This window comes from Bittarella sp. HCP28S3_D9 (assembly GCF_052065655.1).
Taxonomy (GTDB): Bacteria; Bacillota; Clostridia; order Oscillospirales; family Ruminococcaceae; genus Bittarella; species Bittarella massiliensis.
In genome coordinates, this window is the sequence record NZ_JBQHTP010000034.1 from 1 (window position 1) to 16075 (window position 16075).

The 16075-nt window shown below is 63.3% G+C and carries 16 protein-coding genes and 1 tRNA gene; 2 read left to right on the forward strand and 15 right to left on the reverse strand.

From position 1 onward, the window contains the following. Nucleotides 1-115: 115 nt before the first annotated feature. From ACTNAU_RS12815 to ACTNAU_RS12880, 14 genes are all read right to left on the reverse strand, one after another. On the reverse strand, nt 116-2047 hold the full coding sequence (locus ACTNAU_RS12815; protein ID WP_185916659.1) for a sensor domain-containing diguanylate cyclase: 1932 nt from the start codon (nt 2045-2047) through the stop codon (nt 116-118). Nucleotides 2048-2362: 315 nt separating this feature from the next. After that, entirely contained in the window at nt 2363-2821 is a 459-nt protein-coding gene (locus ACTNAU_RS12820; RefSeq protein ID WP_441098633.1) for a chemotaxis protein CheW, read from the reverse strand. Next, a complete protein-coding gene (locus ACTNAU_RS12825) occupies nt 2818-4704 on the reverse strand; it encodes an ATP-binding protein (RefSeq protein WP_441098634.1) in 1887 nt (628 codons plus the stop codon). Before ACTNAU_RS12825 ends, ACTNAU_RS12820 begins: the two co-directional genes overlap by 4 nt. 29 nt (nt 4705-4733) lie before the next feature. Beyond that, on the reverse strand, nt 4734-5669 hold the full coding sequence (locus ACTNAU_RS12830; protein WP_185916656.1) for a GGDEF domain-containing response regulator: 936 nt from the start codon (nt 5667-5669) through the stop codon (nt 4734-4736). A gap of 49 nt (nt 5670-5718) precedes the next feature. Further along, nucleotides 5719-6201 (reverse strand): chemotaxis protein CheD, encoded by a 483-nt coding sequence (locus ACTNAU_RS12835; protein ID WP_185916655.1) that lies wholly within the window; start codon nt 6199-6201, stop codon nt 5719-5721. After that, nucleotides 6191-6814, reverse strand: coding sequence for a chemotaxis protein CheC (locus tag ACTNAU_RS12840; protein WP_441098635.1), 624 nt, complete (start codon nt 6812-6814; stop codon nt 6191-6193). The genes ACTNAU_RS12835 and ACTNAU_RS12840 overlap by 11 nt, the downstream gene beginning before the upstream one ends. Further along, a complete protein-coding gene (locus tag ACTNAU_RS12845; protein WP_185916654.1) occupies nt 6811-7200 on the reverse strand; it encodes a response regulator in 390 nt (129 codons plus the stop codon). The genes ACTNAU_RS12840 and ACTNAU_RS12845 overlap by 4 nt, the downstream gene beginning before the upstream one ends. Beyond that, entirely contained in the window at nt 7197-8876 is a 1680-nt protein-coding gene (locus ACTNAU_RS12850; protein ID WP_185916653.1) for a methyl-accepting chemotaxis protein, read from the reverse strand. The genes ACTNAU_RS12845 and ACTNAU_RS12850 overlap by 4 nt, the downstream gene beginning before the upstream one ends. After that, complete coding sequence (locus ACTNAU_RS12855) at nt 8873-9289, reverse strand: response regulator (RefSeq protein ID WP_441098636.1); 417 nt, start codon at nt 9287-9289, stop codon at nt 8873-8875. Before ACTNAU_RS12855 ends, ACTNAU_RS12850 begins: the two co-directional genes overlap by 4 nt. Before the next feature lie 18 nt (nt 9290-9307). Next, nucleotides 9308-10216 carry a CheB methylesterase domain-containing protein gene (locus ACTNAU_RS12860; RefSeq protein ID WP_441098637.1) on the reverse strand — a complete coding sequence of 303 codons (909 nt, stop codon included), beginning with the start codon at nt 10214-10216 and terminating at the stop codon, nt 9308-9310. Continuing rightward, nucleotides 10213-11031 carry a CheR family methyltransferase gene (locus ACTNAU_RS12865; RefSeq protein WP_441098638.1) on the reverse strand — a complete coding sequence of 273 codons (819 nt, stop codon included), beginning with the start codon at nt 11029-11031 and terminating at the stop codon, nt 10213-10215. Before ACTNAU_RS12865 ends, ACTNAU_RS12860 begins: the two co-directional genes overlap by 4 nt. Then, entirely contained in the window at nt 11024-11308 is a 285-nt protein-coding gene (locus tag ACTNAU_RS12870) for a chemotaxis protein CheW (RefSeq protein ID WP_185916649.1), read from the reverse strand. The genes ACTNAU_RS12865 and ACTNAU_RS12870 overlap by 8 nt, the downstream gene beginning before the upstream one ends. Further along, nucleotides 11308-11733 (reverse strand): chemotaxis protein CheW, encoded by a 426-nt coding sequence (locus tag ACTNAU_RS12875; RefSeq protein WP_441098639.1) that lies wholly within the window; start codon nt 11731-11733, stop codon nt 11308-11310. Before ACTNAU_RS12875 ends, ACTNAU_RS12870 begins: the two co-directional genes overlap by 1 nt. 1463 nt (nt 11734-13196) lie before the next feature. Further along, nucleotides 13197-13273: transfer RNA gene (locus tag ACTNAU_RS12880), tRNA-Arg, on the reverse strand. Between the two features lie 173 nt (nt 13274-13446). Between ACTNAU_RS12880 and ACTNAU_RS12885 the strand changes: the two genes are divergently transcribed. Continuing rightward, a complete protein-coding gene (locus ACTNAU_RS12885; RefSeq protein WP_256136737.1) occupies nt 13447-14451 on the forward strand; it encodes a nucleoside hydrolase in 1005 nt (334 codons plus the stop codon). Between the two features lie 19 nt (nt 14452-14470). After that, on the forward strand, nt 14471-14833 hold the full coding sequence (locus tag ACTNAU_RS12890) for a VOC family protein (protein ID WP_207644000.1): 363 nt from the start codon (nt 14471-14473) through the stop codon (nt 14831-14833). Between the two features lie 60 nt (nt 14834-14893). Here ACTNAU_RS12890 and ACTNAU_RS12895 read toward each other — a convergent pair whose 3' ends face one another. After that, nucleotides 14894-15625: an MBL fold metallo-hydrolase gene (locus ACTNAU_RS12895; RefSeq protein ID WP_441098640.1), complete on the reverse strand. Its 732-nt coding sequence runs from the start codon at nt 15623-15625 to the stop codon at nt 14894-14896. Nucleotides 15626-16075 lie beyond the last annotated feature (450 nt).

Here is a 16075-nt window from a genome sequence, read left to right on the forward strand (position 1 = left end):
CCACTAAGGGGGCGCGGCGCTCGTCTGTCGACAGGGGGTGAGGGGGCGGAAGTCCCGCCGCCTGAACCGTCGCGGTCCGGGGCCTCCGCTGCGCCGGCAGGACCGGCCGTCGGGGCTATCGCTTCGGCCCCTCCCCGTCGCCGTACAGGGCAAAGCCGCCCTTGCTGCTCTGCTTGACGGCGTAGAGGGCCGTGTCGGCGTGCCGGTAAAGGCTGCCGAAGTCCCGCCCGTCCGCCGGGGCCAGGGCGATGCCGATGCTGGCCGAGAGGGGGCAGGCCCCCTCGTCCAGGGCCAGGGGCTGATTGAGGATCGCCAGGATCTCGCGGGCCTTCTGCTCTGCGGCCGCCCGGTCGGGCAGGGCGAGGAAGACGGCGAACTCATCCCCGCCGATCCGCCCCACCACATCCCCCTCTCGGAAGGCGCCCTTCAGGCTCTGGGCGAAGTGGAGGATCACCCGGTCCCCCACGGCGTGGCCAAAGCGGTCGTTGACCTGCTTGAAGTTGTCGATGTCCACAATGAAGAAGGCGCGCGGCTGCCGTCCACCGCCCTCCAGCAGATGTTGGATTTTCGCCTGGGTGGCGGTCTTGTTGAGCAGCCCTGTCATCGGGTCTCGCTGGATCTGGTCGAGCACCTGCTTTTCCTGCCGCTTCATGGTGTCGATGTTTTGCCGGTAGGTGAACATGTGGATGGACTGGTCCTCTTTCCAGAGGACGATCTGGGCCACGATCCGCATCCAGTAGTAGTGCGACCCGTCGGTGGAGATCATAAAGTCGTACTGCAAGCTCTCCTCCCCCCGGCGATAGGTGTCGATCACGTGTTCGGGGGCAAAGGTGTCGATGTACCCCTGGCGAAAGTCCTCCCGTATCTGCTTTTCCGCCACGATTTTCAGCGCCTCGTTGTAGGGGGTGCCGGGGGGGACGCCCAGGCTTTCAAAGTACTGCCGGGTCTCCAGGTTGGCCGCCCGGTTGTGGGTGATGTCCAGCTCGTAGATGTTTTCAAACAGCTGCTCGGTGGCCTCTTGAAAGATGGAGCGCCGCGCCTGTTCGGTGGAGCGGGTCAGCTCCACGATCCGCCGGTTGTAGGTGTGGATGATATAGGTGATGGCCAGGGTCACCGCCGCCACCACCAACAGGGCGATCAGCGCCCCCTCCACCATCTTGCCCTGCAGCTGCCGGGTCTGGACCGAGGTGTCGTTTTCCACCAGCAGGTACCAGGAGAGGCTGGGGATGTAGTGGCTGCCCACATAGAGCCGGCCCTCCTCCCCGTCGTACCAGAAGGCGTTGGCGTTCTCCCGGTCGGTGAGCAGGCTCTCCCGCAAGTCGGAGTAGGGGCGCACCGAAAACAGGTCGGTGTGCTCGTAGCCGGTGTGATCGGTGGCCACCTGGATGACGCCGTCCCTGTCCACCAGACAGGCGCGCAGGGAGAAGCGCTCCTCATATTCGCCCAACAACGACTGCAGGGTGGAGATGTCAAATCCCACCCCCACCACCCCCAAAGGGGCGCCGCCGCTGTCGGTGATCAGGCAGTTGATGAAGACGGTGATGGCGTCCCCCGCCGCCTGGTCGTTGTCCACGTTGAGGGAGCAGGGCTCGCCGGCGCGCAAAAAGTCGTAGTACCAGGCGTCCTCTTCGTTGCCGGGGGAGAGGATGCGGTCGATCCCGTCAAAGTGGTAGTAGCGGCCGGTGCGCGTCGAGACCAGAAAGACCGAGTCGTAGCCGTACTTCTCCCGATAGCTGTTGAGATAGGCGGTCAGGGTGGCGATGAACTCGGCGTCGTTCCGGCGCGCGCTTTCCTGGGTCAAAAGATCCTGCAGCAGGGTGTCGTTGGCCATGGTCAGCGACACCCCCATGGGCTTCATGAAAATCGACTCGATCTGGCGGTAGATCCCCTCGGAAGTCAGGGCGGTCACCTTTTCGGTGTCCCCTTCAAATACCCCCAGATTGGATCGGTAGCTCACGATCGAAGTGGCCAAAAAGCCCAAAATGATGATGGCACAGACAAAGAGATTGGTCTTCAGCAGCGCGCGGTTTGACGTCTCCCGCTTCATCGACCCCGCCTCCTCTCTTCCCGCTTTTCCCCATTATACATCAAAATAGGGGCGGCGGCGGATGAAAAAGCAGTGGCTTGAAGAAAAAACCGACAAAACGACAGCCAGATGCGGGTGTCCGGACCCGACCAGGGGGAGGCGACCCCCTCCCCGGCGGCAGAAAAATGGCCCGTGGGCCAGCGCGGGGAGAGGGGGGAGGGCCCCCCGAAGATGGCAAATCAAAAAAGCGGCTTGTCGACCAAGCCGCTTTTTTTGCTCAAGCAGGGTGCGCCCGCCGGTTTCACCCGCGCGTGAGGGACAACGCCCGCCTGCACGTCATTGGCCTGCGGCCAGCCCCTCAAGGGTCGCCGGTACGTCCACGAGGAGGATGCCCCCCTCCTCTGTCGCGCAGACCTCGCGAATCAACAGCCGGTCGGAGAGCTCGCCGCAGTCCTCCTCCACGGCCCGGGCGGCGGAGAGGTCCAAGAGCACCGGCTTCTCCTCGGTGAGGATGCCGCAGAGATAGTCCCCGTGGCGAAGGAAGACGGTGACCGCGCGCCCGCCCTCCTCCGACCCACAGCCCTCCTGCCCCGCCAACCTCCGCAGGCTGATGACCGGCGTGACGGTGCCCTTGTGGCTGCAAACGCCGCAGTAGTAGTCGGGCAGGCAGGGAAAGGGGGTGATCTGCACCCCCTGCACCGTCTCTGCCACGCACTCCAGTGCAATGCCGTAATAAAACCTGCCCAAGGGCAGGCAGAACACCTTGTCAGATGGCCGCTCGTTTGCTTGCATCATGTGTTGTATCCCTCCAGCGCCGCTTTGATTAGGTGCTCCGCGTCCAGAAGGGCGCAGATGCTGCCGTCGCCCAGGATGCAGCTGCCGGTCATGCCGGTGCGCTGCTTGAAGTGGGGGCCGAACAACTTGGGCAGGGGCTTGGCCACCACGCTGCGCTGGCCGCCGATCTGGTCCACCAACAGGCAGGCCGAGCGGCTGGCCCCGTGGATGCTGAGAAGCTGTTGCGGGCTGTCTGCCGGACGCGCCAGGGCGTACAGGTCACAAAGGGGGATGATTTGCCGGCAGCGGTCCTCATAGAGCCAGAGTTTTCGGCCGTTTTGCTCCCGGTAGAAGGGGCTCTCTTCTGAAAAGGAGAAGAAGCGGTCCACCTGATAGGCCGGCAGGGCAAAGGACTGCTTTCCCACCTGAAACAGCACCGCGTCGATGAGGGTCAGGCTCAGCGGCAGGTGCATGGTGACCTTGGTGCCCTCCCCCTTTTTGCTCTCCATGCGCAGGTGTCCGCCAAAGCGCTCGATCATGTTGCGCACCACGTCCAGCCCCACGCCGCGGCCGGAGTACTCAGAGGCGGTCTCCCGGGTGGAAAAGCCGGGGAGAAAGCAGAGTTCCAGCAGCTCCTCCTCGGTGTAGCTCTCCTCCGCCCGCCGCAACAGCCCCTTTTGGCGGGCGCGCCGCCGCAGCTGCTCCATGTCGATGCCCCGTCCGTCGTCGCTGACGGTGCAGACCACCTCGCCCCCCATGCAGGCAAAGCGGACCTCCACCTGTCCGGCCCTCTTTTTGCCCAGGGCCTCCCGCTCTTCAGGCGGTTCGATGCCGTGGTCGATGGCGTTGCGCAGCAGGTGCATCATGGGCTCGAAGATGCCGTCCACGATGTTTTTGTCCACCTCGACATCCTGGCCGTCGACGACGAAGGAGACCTCTTTTTTCTCTTTGGTGCAGATGTCCCGCACAATGCGGTTGAGCTTGGGCAAAAGGCCGCTGAAGGGCACCATGCGAATGGAGATGACGATGTCCTCCAGCTCGTCCAGCAGCCGCTCCAGCTGGTGGCGGGCGCCTTCGGGCAGGGGGGACTCCCCACCGCCCCCGACCCCGACCCCAGCGGAGGCGACGAGCAGCTCCCCCATCAGGTTTTGCAGCTCGTCCAGCCGGTCCACCCGAACGCGGATGAACTGGCTGCCCGGCTCTGCCGGCGCGGTTGCCCCCGGCGCGGCGGCCTGCTCCCGCGGCGGGATCTCGTCCACCACCTGGCACTCTTCCACAAACAGGGCGTTGCGCAGCCGCTCCATCACCTGTTCTCGATTTTCCGCCAGAAAGCGGATGTAAAACCCCTCTTGGCGGATGTACTCGGCCGTGCCGGGGTCTTTCTCCACGTTTTCGGGGTAGAGGTGGATTTCGCTGCACAGGGGGCGCACCTGTCGGGCCGCCATGAAGGCCCGGATGTTCTCCATCTTGCAGTCCTTTTCAAAGCGCAGGCGGACGATCGTCTGGCTGCCGCTGTTGAGTTTTTGGTGGAGGACCGCGATGCGAATGAGCAGCTCGGTCGCCTTGCTGGGCCGATACGACTCGCTCTGCATGGCCTTGAGCTCGTCGCGCACAAAGTCCGACACTGCAAAGACCAGGTCGAAGGTCTCCTCTTCCACCCCCTGCAGCTTTCCCGCGTCCCCCCGGAAGAGGTCGAACAAATCCTCCAACTTGTGGGCCAACTCCGACAGGTCCTGCAGCCCCATCATGGCGGAGGAGCTCTTGGTGGTGTGCATCACCCGGAAGATGCCGTTGATCTCCTCGCCCGTCAGGCTCCCCCGCTTCTCGGCCTCCAGCAAGATGGCGTCCAGCTGCTCCAAAAGCTGGCTGGTCTCCAGCAGGAACACGTCCAACATAGGCTTCATTTCGCCGTCAAAAAAAGACATGCCCATCCCTACCCTTCACAGTCGCTGTTCCAGACAGTGCAGTTTTTCCCGCTCTTCTTGCCGCAGTAGAGGGCGTGGTCGGCGCACTCCACGTTCTGCTTGAAGCTCAAGTCCCTGCGGTAGGCGCAGAGCCCCATGGTCACGGTGCAGAAGAAGGTCACGTCGTTGTAGACGATGGGGAAGTCCGCGATCTCGCTGCGAATCTGCTCGGCCAGTTCCAGGGCTTCCTCCTTGCCGGCGCCCAGCAGGACGATGAGAAATTCCTCCCCGCCCCAGCGGGCCACCTTGTGGCGGCGGCACAGCCCCTCCATGATGCTGGAGAGGCAGACGAGCACCGTGTCCCCCGCGTCGTGGCCGTAGGAGTCGTTGATGCGCTTGAAGTTGTCCACATCCACCATGATCAGGGCGTCCTGCCGGTCGGACTCCGCCAGGTCCTGCGCCACCTTCTCCGACAGGTAGTGCCGGTTGTAGAGGCCGGTCAGCTCGTCCCGGTAGACCATGGTGTTGAGCTTTTCCATGTTGGCCCGCAGCTCTTCGTTGAGAAGGGCGAGTTCGTCCCGCTGGCACTTGGTGTCCAGGTGGGCGAGGACGCGGGATTTCATCTCCTCCATGCGAAAGGGCTTTTTGATGTAGTCGCTGGCCCCCATGGAAAAGCCGCGGATCACGTCCTGTTCGCCGTCTTTGGAGGTGATGAAGACGATGGCGGCGCTGTTGCGGTCGCGCTCCTTGATCTTTCCAAAGAGCTCGTACCCCTCCATGTCGGGCAGGATGATGTCCAGCAAGATCAAGTCTGGGCAGCACTCTTCCATGCGGTCCAGGGCCTCCTGCCCGCTGTGTGCCACGTGAAGCTCCAGGTCCTCATTTTTCAGCGCGGTCTTGATCTGCTCGCAGACCATAAGGCTGTCGTCCACCGCCAGGACGGTGCGCTGTTTTCTCATTTTCATAGCACCAAACTCGCTTTCTCAACTCGCACTCACCCTCCGCTCTCGGGGGTCAGAGGACGTGCTCGCCCATTCGCACGGTCTTTATGTGCACCATCCCGGTTCGGGCGGAAAAACAGATGCTTCTGCCGTGGGTCTTCCCCACGTCCTGCCCCAAAATGGGGATGCCCTGTTCCTGCAGGGCCTGGCGGGCGGCGTCGATGTTGCGCTCGCCCACGCCGCGCTGCCCGCTGTCCACCTGGAACATCTGCGCCCCGCCCACCAGCTTGGCCGTGATCGCCGCGCGCACCGCCCCCAGCCGCTCCATGGCTCGAATGAGCTCCTCGATCCCGCTGTCGGCAAACTTGTAAGGGTTTGTGCGCTCCACCGCCAGGGCGCGGCTGGGCAGCAGGATGTGGACGAGACCGGCGATGTGGCGCGGGCGGTCATACAGGCAGACCCCGATGCAGGAGCCCAGGGCGTAGGTGGCCAGCTCGCCGTCTCCCCGGGTCACCCTGCCCTCGGCGATGCCCACCACCTGTCTGTCAGGTTTCATAGGGGAGGTCGAGCGCCGTCAGGATCTTTTCAATGGAGTCCACCTCTGGGAGAAAGAGGATGTGGCTGACCACCGACAGCTCTCCCAGGTGGTACTGGTTTTCGATGAACAGCATCTCGTCGCTCAAGTTGGCAAAGCGGATCATGGGCACGCTCAACAGCGCCCCCACCATGTCGCTGCAGACAGAGGGCACAGACACGTGGACCTTCACGTCCATCATCCGGGCCAGGGCATTGATGTAGGAACAACACATGATGTTGCCCACCTCGCAGATGGCGGAAGTGCCCATCTCGTCTAACTCGGCAGCGCTCTCGGGGGCCTCGCCCACCAGGGCGCCCAGCAGCTGCCGGGTGAAGGGTTCGCTCAAGAGAAACATGAACATGCCGTTGATGTCGCCAGTGGTCTCCAACAGCACCCCCACCTGAAAGTCCTCGGCTCCGCCCAGCAGGGCGGGCACCTCCTGATAGGGGAGGAGGCGGATGGTGGGCAGCTCCATGTCGATTTGCTGGCCGATCATCCCCGCCAGGGCGGAGACGGCGTTGCCGGTGCCGATGTTGCCCACCTCGGCCAGCACGTCGCGGGTGTCCTCACTCATGTCGGAGTAGCGTCTCACTGCGCACCACCCCCGTCCTGCCGGGCGCTGGCCAGCTCCACCGCCGCCAGGATCTGCTCGGTTTTGAAGGGCTTGACGATGAAGTCCGCCGCGCCGCTGTTCACCGCCTCCAAAATCATGCTCTCCTGCCCGATAGCAGAGCACATCACCACGCAGGCGTCCGCGTCAAAGGCGCGGATGGCCTTGAGCACCTCAATGCCGTTCATGCCGGGCATGGAAATGTCCAGCAGCACCAACATGGGGTGCTGTTCCCGGTACAGCTGAACGGCGGCGGGCCCGTCGGCCGCCTCCAGCACCTCCAAATTCTCCGCCCCGGCCAGTGCCTTGCGCAGCATGGTGCGCATAAACAGGGCGTCGTCTACGATCATGACCTTGCGCTCGCTCATAGTTCAAACTCCTCCACCAACTTTTTGAGCAGCTGCGCCTGGGCGGAGAGCTCTTCGCTGGCGGCGGCGCTCTCCTCGCTGGTGGCTGAGTTGCCCTGTACGATCTCCGAGATGAGGTCGATGCTCTGGCGCACCTGAATGATGGAGTCCGCCTGGCGAATCGATGCGTCTGAGATGCGGTCCATCATGGCGGAGACCCGCTGTACCCCGTCCACGACCTTTTTCAGGGATTCGGTCGTCCTGTCTGCCGCCTGGCTCCCCTCGTCCACCGTCCGGGTGGTCTGCAGGGCCAGTTCCGCGGTCATCTTGGAGGCCTCTGTGGTCTTGGAGGCCAGGTGGCGCACCTCGTTGGCCACCACGGCGAACCCCCGCCCGGCGTCGCCTGCCCGGGCGGCCTCCACCGCCGCGTTCAGGGCCAGGATGTTGGTCTGAAAGGCGATGTCTTCGATCTCCTTCACGATCTCGGTGATCTGGTAGGAGTTTTGCTTGATCTTCTGAATGATCTCGTTCATCTGGGTCATCTGGGCGTCGCTGTCCAGCGCCATGCTCCCCACGCCGTCGGCCAGCTCGCTGGCGCTCACGGCGTCGTCGGCGTTGCCGCGCACGCTGTCGGAGATCTCGTTGACGTTGGCCGCCAGCTCTTCAATGGAACTGGCCTGTTCCACCGCCCCCTGGGAAAGGGCCTGTGCGCCGCCGGCCACCTGTTCGGCGCCCCCTGCCACCTGCTCGGCGCTGTTGCTGATTTGGAGGATGGCACCGCTCAAAAGGGATGCGATCTGGCCCAGCGATTCGCCCAGCACCTGGAAGTCGCCCTTGAACTCCACCCCGGCCTGATAGCTGAGCTTGCCGTTGCCCAGGTCCGACATCCCCCGCTCGATTTCAGATATGTAGAGGCGAAGGGTCTCGATGGTGTGGCGCATGCTCTCGGCCAGGGAACCCAGTTCGTCCCCCGACTCGTATTGGATCTGGGCGTCCAGTTCCCCTTCCGACAGCTTGTGGGAGGCGTTCTCCAGCTCCTGCACCGGGCGGGTGATGCCCCGGGTGATCCTGGCGCACAGCACCACCGTGATGCCCAGCGCCGCCAGGGCGAGGACCACCAACATGACGGTCATGTCCTGCTTCAGGTCGTGGCAGTGCCCCAAGAAGGCATCGGCGTCTGCCTTGGCCGCCTTTCCCACGTCCACCAGCAGCTCCCGCACGGTGGAGGCCAGGGGCTCGTACTGGGCCCCGTACAGGTCTATGACCTCCTGCTTTTTCCCCTGCGCCAGGAGATCCAGCATATTGTCGCGGATGGGGGTCAGTTTTTCCATCTTGCTGGAAACTTCGCCCATCAGCACCTCGTCCGCCGTGAAGTCCTTTTTGAGTTTGGCGAGCTCGGCGTCCACCGACTGGGCGTACTGCCGGGCGTCTTCCAGATAGGCGCTCTCATTGTTTATCTGCACATCACTGGCGATGCTGAGGATATTGCGCCCCACCCCCTGAATGCCGGCGCGCACCTCCAGCGCCGAGCTGGTCACCTGGAAGGAGTTGGTGTAGAAGGTGTCCATGGTGTCGGACACGGTGCGAATGCCGAACAGGGCCGCCGCCACAGTGAGGATGTACAGGGCGATGATGATCCCGTAGGAGTACATCAGTTTTTTGCCGACGCGCAGATTTTTGAGACTTCCCCGCTTCATAGTTTATGCTCCCCTTTTTCTGTTTTTCCCGCCTCTGGACGCCGGTCGCCCCGCGCCAGTGCCGCGCTGACTGCCTGCAGCAGTTCCGGCCGCGAAAACGGCTTGCGCACAAATCCGCAGGCCCCCGCCCGCCGGGCGCTTTCCATCACTGTTTCCTGGCCCACTGCCGAGCAGACGACGACCCTGGCGGCGGGGTCGATTGCCAGCATTTGAGAGAGGACCGCCATCCCGGGCGTGCCCGGCATGGTGATGTCCAGCAGCACCAGGTCCGGCCGCCTCTCCCGAAATCGGAGGAGGGCCTCGTCGCCGTCAGCCGCCTCCTCAATGTCCCTGTAGCCGCCCTCGCCCAGCATCTGCCGGAGCAGCCGCCGCATGAACTTGGCGTCGTCCACCACCAGAATCTTTGCGTCCATCGTTCCCATCGTCCTCTCCTATCTGTGACCGCCTTCTGAAAATTGCAGAATGCGCAGGGCGATCTCTGCCGGCGTGAGCTGCTCCGCCGCGCCGCCGTGTCGAACGGCTTCCCGCGGCATGCTGGGGACTGCGCAGCTCCTCTCCTCTTGGGCGACCGCCAGGCCGCCCTCCTCCCGCAGGCGCTTGAGACCCCGGGCCCCGTCGTCCCCCATGCCGGTGAGGACCACCCCCATGGCGCTGTTTCCCGCCTGGGCCGCCAGGCTCTCAAACAGGCGGTCCGCCGAGGGACAGAAGCCGTTGACCTTTCCCCCCGGCCGGCTGTGCAGATAAAAGGCGCCCCCCTGCCGGGCCGCTGTCAGGTGGAGGCCGTCCTCCGCCAGGTAGATCACACCGTCCTCCGCCCGCTCGCCGTCTTCCACCTGTTTGACCTGCATGGCGCACAGGGGGGCGAGGTATTCGCGAAACCGGGAGGAGAAGCCGTGGGTGAAGTGCTGCACCACCAAAATGGCGCAGGTGCTTTGCGGAAGGTCCTGTAAAATGGTCCGCAGCGTCTGGGGGCCGCCGGTGGACGCCCCGATCCCCACCAGCCGCCGCGCGCTCGCCACTCTGCCGCCCGCGTACACCGACTTGATGTGGACGAGCAAGCCCCTGCGAAAGCGCTCCAGCGCCCGGTCGTCCCGCTTTGCGGGCAGGGGGATGGGATGGCAGTCCGCCGGCCCGGCGCCGACGCAGATGACGCGGTTGGGCGCCAAGTCCCGGCGGGAGAGGAAAAACTGGGGCGACCTGCCCGCCAGGATGAGGGCGTCCGGCTGGCAGCCCGGCTCCCCCCGGCAGAGGGCGATCTCCCGCTCCCCCTCCAGGGCGTCCAGAACCAGGCGCTCCAGCTGGGGCGTCTCCGCTGCTAGCGCAACGACAACCACATTCATGACAGCGCGCCCCCGCCCTTTTGATAGATCGCCGGTTCGATATAGGTGAACACCGTCTGCTCCCGGGGCAGCAGTTCGGTGTGCCCGGTGAAGAGGTACCCGCCGGGCTTCAGGCTCTTGCCCAGCCGCTCGGTCAAGCGCCGCCTGGCTGGCTCGCTAAAATAGATCATCACGTTGCGACAGAAGACCAGGTCGTACACGCTGTGCCCCGCGTAGGGGCGCATCAAGTTCATCTTGTGAAAGGCGACCATCCGGCGCACCTCCTCCCGCACGGCGAAGTGGCCGTCTCCGTCCGCGCGGCAGTAGGCCTGCCGCCAGGCGGCGGGCAGCGCCTCCATGGCCTTGGCCGGGTAGCGGGCCGCCTGCGCCCGGTGCAGCGCTCGCTCGGACAGATCGGTGGCCAAAATCTCCACCGGGGGCAGCCAGCCCCCGCCGTCCCGGTAGGCAGAGAGGACCATGGCCAGGGTGTAGCACTCCTCCCCGGTGGAACAGCCCGCGCACCAGATTTGAAAGGACTTCGTGTCGCTGGGCAGGCGGGGCAGGATCTCCCGGGTCAGAAAGTCAAAGTGGCTCCTCTCCCGCAGGAAAAAGGTGTAGTTGGTGGTCAGGCGATTCATCATGGCGGTGGCCAGCTGCCCGGTCCTGTCCGCCTCTACCCGGTCTAAAAATGCGCCCAGCGAGGGGATCTGCAGTCGGTCCAGCTCCAGGCGCAGTCGGCACTCGGCCAGGGTGCGCTTTTTGGAGAGATCGATGCCGTAGTGGCTCTCCACATGGACCACCAGCCGGGCAAACTCCTCGTCTGTAAACCTAGTCAAGGCGCGCCTCCTCCGCCGCGGGCCCCTCGTCGATCCCCTCTGCCAACACGCCGCAGAGGGCGTCGCCCTCTGCCCGGTACAAAACGGCAAAGGCGGCGTCGCCCCCAGAGCGATCTCCGGCTGCCCGGCGGATGGGGACGACCTGCCCCTGGTAGAGCACCAGCCCAGCCACGCCGGGGGGTGCTTTTGGAACAGGGGTCACCCGGGGGTTGGGCAGGATGCAGGCAATCTCCTCCAGCTTGAGCGGGTACCACTGCCCGCCGATTTGAACCCGCATCACTGTCCCCCTTCCGCCGCGGTCAGGAGCCGCGCTACATCCACCAAGTAGGCCAGACGGTCTTGCCCTTGCAGGGGAAGGACGCCTTGCAAAAACGAATTTGCCTCCCATAAAACGGATGGGGGCATCGCCATCGCCCCGCCGGGCAGAGCGGCGAAGGCGTCCAGCACCTCGTCCACCAACAACCCCACGGCGCCGCCCGCCTCCTTTAGGAGGAGCGCGTGGCGCTCTTTTCCCGGCGGCAAGCCCAGCAGCGCGCGCAGGGAGACCACCCGCACCGCCTGCCCTTCCCAGACGGCCCGGTTCTCCTCATCCACGGCGGCCTGCAGCGCGTCGCTGGAAAGGATGTAGAGCAGCCGCTTCGCGGGCAGTAAAAACAACAGCTCGCCCGAGGCGACGCACAGGCCGATCTCGCCTTTGCCCATGCCGTCACCCCCTCGGTTTTTCACACTGCCAAGCTGTGGAAATGTGCTGAAAAATAGACTTATTTTAGTTTAACACAACAGCTAGATATTGGCAATCATTTTAATCGTTTTTTATGCAAAATGGGATATTTTTGCAGCGCGTCAACCGGTTTGCCCGCTACAAGACAGGGAGGAGGGACAGGGCGGGGAAATGCCTCTCCTCTTGGAGATGAGCGGCAGTCGGCCGGTCGGGCCATGCAACGCAAAAAAAGCGCGGCGATCCCTCCTGAGAGCTGTACCCATATGTACTGCCGACGCCGGGGACAGTTGGGGGAGGGGTCAGTCGGCGTGGGGGAGTAGAGGGGGGCTGGGGGCTGCCCAAACAGAGCGCCGGTGTGGCGGCCCTGTGCGAACGCGGGGGGCGGCGGAGCTGCCGGGACAAGCGCGCTTTAAAATGGTGGGGAATTTTGCGGAGGGGAGTTTGGCAGGGGGGAAGGGAACCAAAGCGTTGAAAAAAGGGGCCAATTTCGTCTTCCCTGCTGCCGGGCAGTTCCCGCTCTGAACTGCGGCGAACGGGGAGACGTCGCCTGCCGACCCCACCTGTATCCTTGGGCCCCCCTCCGGGTTGAAAAAGGTTCCAATTATGCCCGCTCTGTCTCCGGGCAGCTCCCGCTCTGAACTGCGGCGAACAGGGAGACAGCCGCCAGTCGACCTCGTCTGTGTCCTTAGATTGTCCCTCTGGGTTGAAAAAGGGGCCAATTTTGCCCTTCCTGCTGCCGGGCAGTCCCCGCCTTGAACCGCGGTGAACGGGGGAGACGGCGCCTGTCAGCCCGCCTGTGCCCTTGAGTCGTCCCCTTTTTGAGGGTGTGTGGCGTCCCTGTCCCTCAATGCCGGCGCACCTGCCCCTAGAAAATGATTTTCATCTGTTTTTGGCCGGCGGTCGGCGCTGTCTCGGCCAGAGGGGACGGGGCGGGACAGTCGGCCCGAAAAATCGGTAAAGGTGAACGGGGTGGGGCAAACAATGAAAAGCCGACGCTCCGGAGTGGGACGCCGGTTTTTCCGCGGCGGATTGTTGCTGTGCGTGGGTGGGGACACTTGGCGCGGGTGAGTCGAGGCGTGTCACCTCTGTTTTGGTAAAATGGGCGGACTTTCTCCTGCCATGACTCTTACAGGGGTGCCGCCGCCCCGGGTCTTGTAGATGCACCGTTCTGTTGGCGCGCCCATTCGGGTGCAGTCGTCGCCCCCGCGGGGGAGAGGATGGCACTGGCATCCCCGCTCATTACAGGCAGGGGCGATTTCGGGGGCTGCCGTTCTTTGAGAAGGGGTGTGCACTTTGCTCCCCCGAGGGGTACCGTCGCGGGTGCAAGAGGGGGAAGAGCAACCGGCCCAGGCCCCTTTTGCGGGAGATGGGTCCGCACACACCCTCCCACATCGGTACAATAAAAATGGACATAAAAAATCCCGGTCATTTTGACCGGGATTTTTGGTGCGCCCGACAGGAGTCGAACCTGCGGCCTTTGGAGTCGGAGTCCAACGCTCTATCCAGCTGAGCTACGGACGCACATCAATGCGACGTGAGTTATTATAACACAAAGTTTTCGCTTTGCAAAGCCCATACAAAACTTTTTTTAAAATGTTTGGCAGATTGCTTTCTTGTGGCCCCCGCCCAAAGGGGGTATACTGGTAGCAGCACACCAGAACACGCCCGCCGGGCGCACAAGGGGGAATCACCAAATGAACGAACACCGCAAAAAAGTTATCCTCGATGTCGACACGGGCACCGACGACGCCCTGGCCATCCTCATGGCCCTCACCGACCCGGGATTAGAGGTCATCGGCATCACCGTCACCCAGGGCAACCAGCCCCTGGAAAACTGCGTCGACAACACCCTGCGGGTGGTCGATTTGCTGGGGGCCGACGTGCCGGTCTACGCCGGCTGCTCGGCGCCCATGGTCCGCTCCCTCTCCAAGGGGCGGATGGCCCAAAATCCCGAAAACGTCGTCTCCGCCGAGGTGGACGGCAAACCGGTCATCCTCCACCCGCCCCACCTCGACCTGCCCGCCCCCCACTCCAAGCCGCAGCAGATGCACGCCTGCTCCTACCTGGTCGAGACCCTCCGCCGCAGCGAGGAGAAGGTGACCATCATCCCCGTGGGCCCGCCCACCAACGTGGGGATGGCATTTCGCATGGCCCCCGACCTAAAGGATCACGTCGAAGAGGTGGTCTTCATGGGCGGCGCGGTGGACCGGGGCAACATCACCCCCGTGGGCGAGGCGAACTTTGTCCACGACCCCGAGGCGGCCAAAATCGTCCTCGACAGCGGCGTCAACTGCCGGGTGATCACCCTCAACGCCACCCACAGCGCAGAGATGACCCGGGCCGATGCCGACAAGATCCTCGCCCTGGGCACCCCCGCCGCCAAGTTTGTCGGCGAGCTGATGAAGGGCCGCATCCTGGTGGGGGAGACCCTGGGTTGGACGGAAAAGGGCGAAAAGGCTGGAGACGCCCTCCACGACGCCCTGGCTGTGGCCGCCGTCATCGACCCCAGTGTCATCACCGACCTGCGCCGGCAGAAGTGCGACATGGACATTGCCGGCGGCGCCGCCGACGGCCAGCTGGTGGTGGAACACCGCAACGAAAACGACGAGTCGGTCAACACCTGGGTCGCCTACCGGGCCGATAAACCCAAGTTCTTCGAGATGCTCTACCGGCATGTCGAGGCGGCGGGCCGCCTGTAAATAGGGAAGGAGGATCTCTGTGAAATCTCGCTTTTTGCACACCAACCTGAACGTCACCGATTTGGAGCGCAGCATCGCCTTCTATGAAAAGGCCCTCGGCCTGCGCGAGGAAAAGCGCAAAGAGGCCGCCGACGGCAGCTTCACCCTGGCCTTTCTCGGCGACGGCGAAACCGATTATCAGTTGGAACTCACCTGCCTGAAAGACCATCCCCAGCCCTATGAGCTGGGGGAGAACGAAAGTCACATCGCCTTTCGGGTCGCCGACCGGGCCGCCGCCCACGCCCTCCACCAGGAGATGGGCTGCATCTGCTTTGAAAACGAGGCCATGGGCCTCTACTTCATCGAAGACCCTGACGGCTACTGGCTCGAAATCCTCGACTAGACTTGTCCCCAAGAGAGAAGGGGGGCGGGGATCATCCCCGCCCCCTCTTTTTTTGTGTATTTACAGCTCCAGCGAGAAGGACTGACCCCGCCGCTCGATGCGGACCACCCGATCCCGGTACTCTGCCGCCCGGGGGTCGTGCTCTAGCCAGTCAAACACCCGGCCGTCGTCCCCAAAGTGCATGGGCAGCACCCGCTCTACCTCGACACGGCGCAGGAAGTAGTCCATCCCGAGGAGATAGGCCGGCTGTTCCAGCCGCGGGTCCAGGGGCAGAAAGGCCAGGTCGATGTGCTCGCCCGCCAAACTGTCGATCTCCTTCTTATATAAAAGGGCCATTTCACGGTTGTCCTCTTCCGGCTCTCCCTCCCAGTGCCACCAGTTCAGGTCGCCGCCGTGGTAGAGGGTCAACCCCTCGGTCTTGATGAGAAAGGCCACCCCCAAGTCGGTGGAGTGTAGCGCCCGCAGGGTGAAGTCGCCAAAGTCCCGCTCCTCTCCCGGGGCGATGGCCGCGGCGATCCCCGGCCGGTGGGGAATGTCACTTGAAAGGACGTAGCGCACCCCGGGAATGGCTCCCCGCCAGCCAAAAATCACCCGGTTAAAGTGGTCAAAGTGCCCGTGGGAGACCAGTACCACCGTCTCTTTCCCCAGCGCTGCGATCTCCCGCGGATTGATGACCCCGTGGCGCAGCCCCCCTGAGGGCGGGTCATCCAGGTAGTAGTCAAAGATAAACAGGTGTTTTTCGGTCTCCAGGGCAAAGCCGCTGTTGTAGAGATAGTGCACCGTCGCCTGCATGGCTCTCGGCCTCCTTTGACGGCAAAAGCTTGCCGTCCATTTTTTTATAATAGGATTCCCGTTTGCCTATTAGCATACCACCCCATAAGAGCCAAGGCAATGAAAATACAAACTGTATTCCAGTGAGGGACAAGCCGGGCGTTCCACCAGGTAAAAAATACCTAAAGTATAGGAAAAGGGGAGTTCATCAAAAAAGTGATTTTTCTTTTCAAAAAAAGCGAAATAATCTATTGACAGCAGGAGGCGGTCATGGTATTATACAAAAGCTGTCCGCGAGGGAAGCGCACGGGAGTGCGGTTTCCGAGGAGTAAGCCCTGGATTTCGAACCGAGAGGGGAGAAAAAAGGGGTTGACAAAAAGAAGGCAGCGAGATATAATAAAAGGCACGGCGAGATGCCGAACGGACCTTGAAAATTGAACAATACTGAAGCTTGAACGGACCTAAAAATCC

Bases quoted from the DNA above. Each gene is read 5' to 3' on its own strand.
- ACTNAU_RS12870 (WP_185916649.1), bottom strand. From the start codon at position 11,308: ATGCGGGTTCAAATCGGCGGGCAGTGGTACCCGCTCAAGCTGGAGGAG.
- ACTNAU_RS12845 (WP_185916654.1), bottom strand. From the start codon at position 7,200: ATGAGCGAGCGCAAGGTCATGATCGTAGACGACGCCCTGTTTATGCGC.
- ACTNAU_RS12885 (WP_256136737.1), top strand. From the start codon at position 13,447: ATGAACGAACACCGCAAAAAAGTTATCCTCGATGTCGACACGGGCACC.
- ACTNAU_RS12820 (WP_441098633.1), bottom strand. From the start codon at position 2,821: ATGATGCAAGCAAACGAGCGGCCATCTGACAAGGTGTTCTGCCTGCCC.
- ACTNAU_RS12815 (WP_185916659.1), bottom strand. From the start codon at position 2,047: ATGAAGCGGGAGACGTCAAACCGCGCGCTGCTGAAGACCAATCTCTTT.
- ACTNAU_RS12830 (WP_185916656.1), bottom strand. From the start codon at position 5,669: ATGAAAATGAGAAAACAGCGCACCGTCCTGGCGGTGGACGACAGCCTT.
- ACTNAU_RS12825 (WP_441098634.1), bottom strand. From the start codon at position 4,704: ATGAAGCCTATGTTGGACGTGTTCCTGCTGGAGACCAGCCAGCTTTTG.
- ACTNAU_RS12895 (WP_441098640.1), bottom strand. From the start codon at position 15,625: ATGCAGGCGACGGTGCACTATCTCTACAACAGCGGCTTTGCCCTGGAG.
- ACTNAU_RS12855 (WP_441098636.1), bottom strand. From the start codon at position 9,289: ATGGACGCAAAGATTCTGGTGGTGGACGACGCCAAGTTCATGCGGCGG.
- ACTNAU_RS12860 (WP_441098637.1), bottom strand. From the start codon at position 10,216: ATGAATGTGGTTGTCGTTGCGCTAGCAGCGGAGACGCCCCAGCTGGAG.
- ACTNAU_RS12850 (WP_185916653.1), bottom strand. From the start codon at position 8,876: ATGAAGCGGGGAAGTCTCAAAAATCTGCGCGTCGGCAAAAAACTGATG.
- ACTNAU_RS12835 (WP_185916655.1), bottom strand. From the start codon at position 6,201: ATGAAACCTGACAGACAGGTGGTGGGCATCGCCGAGGGCAGGGTGACC.
- ACTNAU_RS12875 (WP_441098639.1), bottom strand. From the start codon at position 11,733: ATGGGCAAAGGCGAGATCGGCCTGTGCGTCGCCTCGGGCGAGCTGTTG.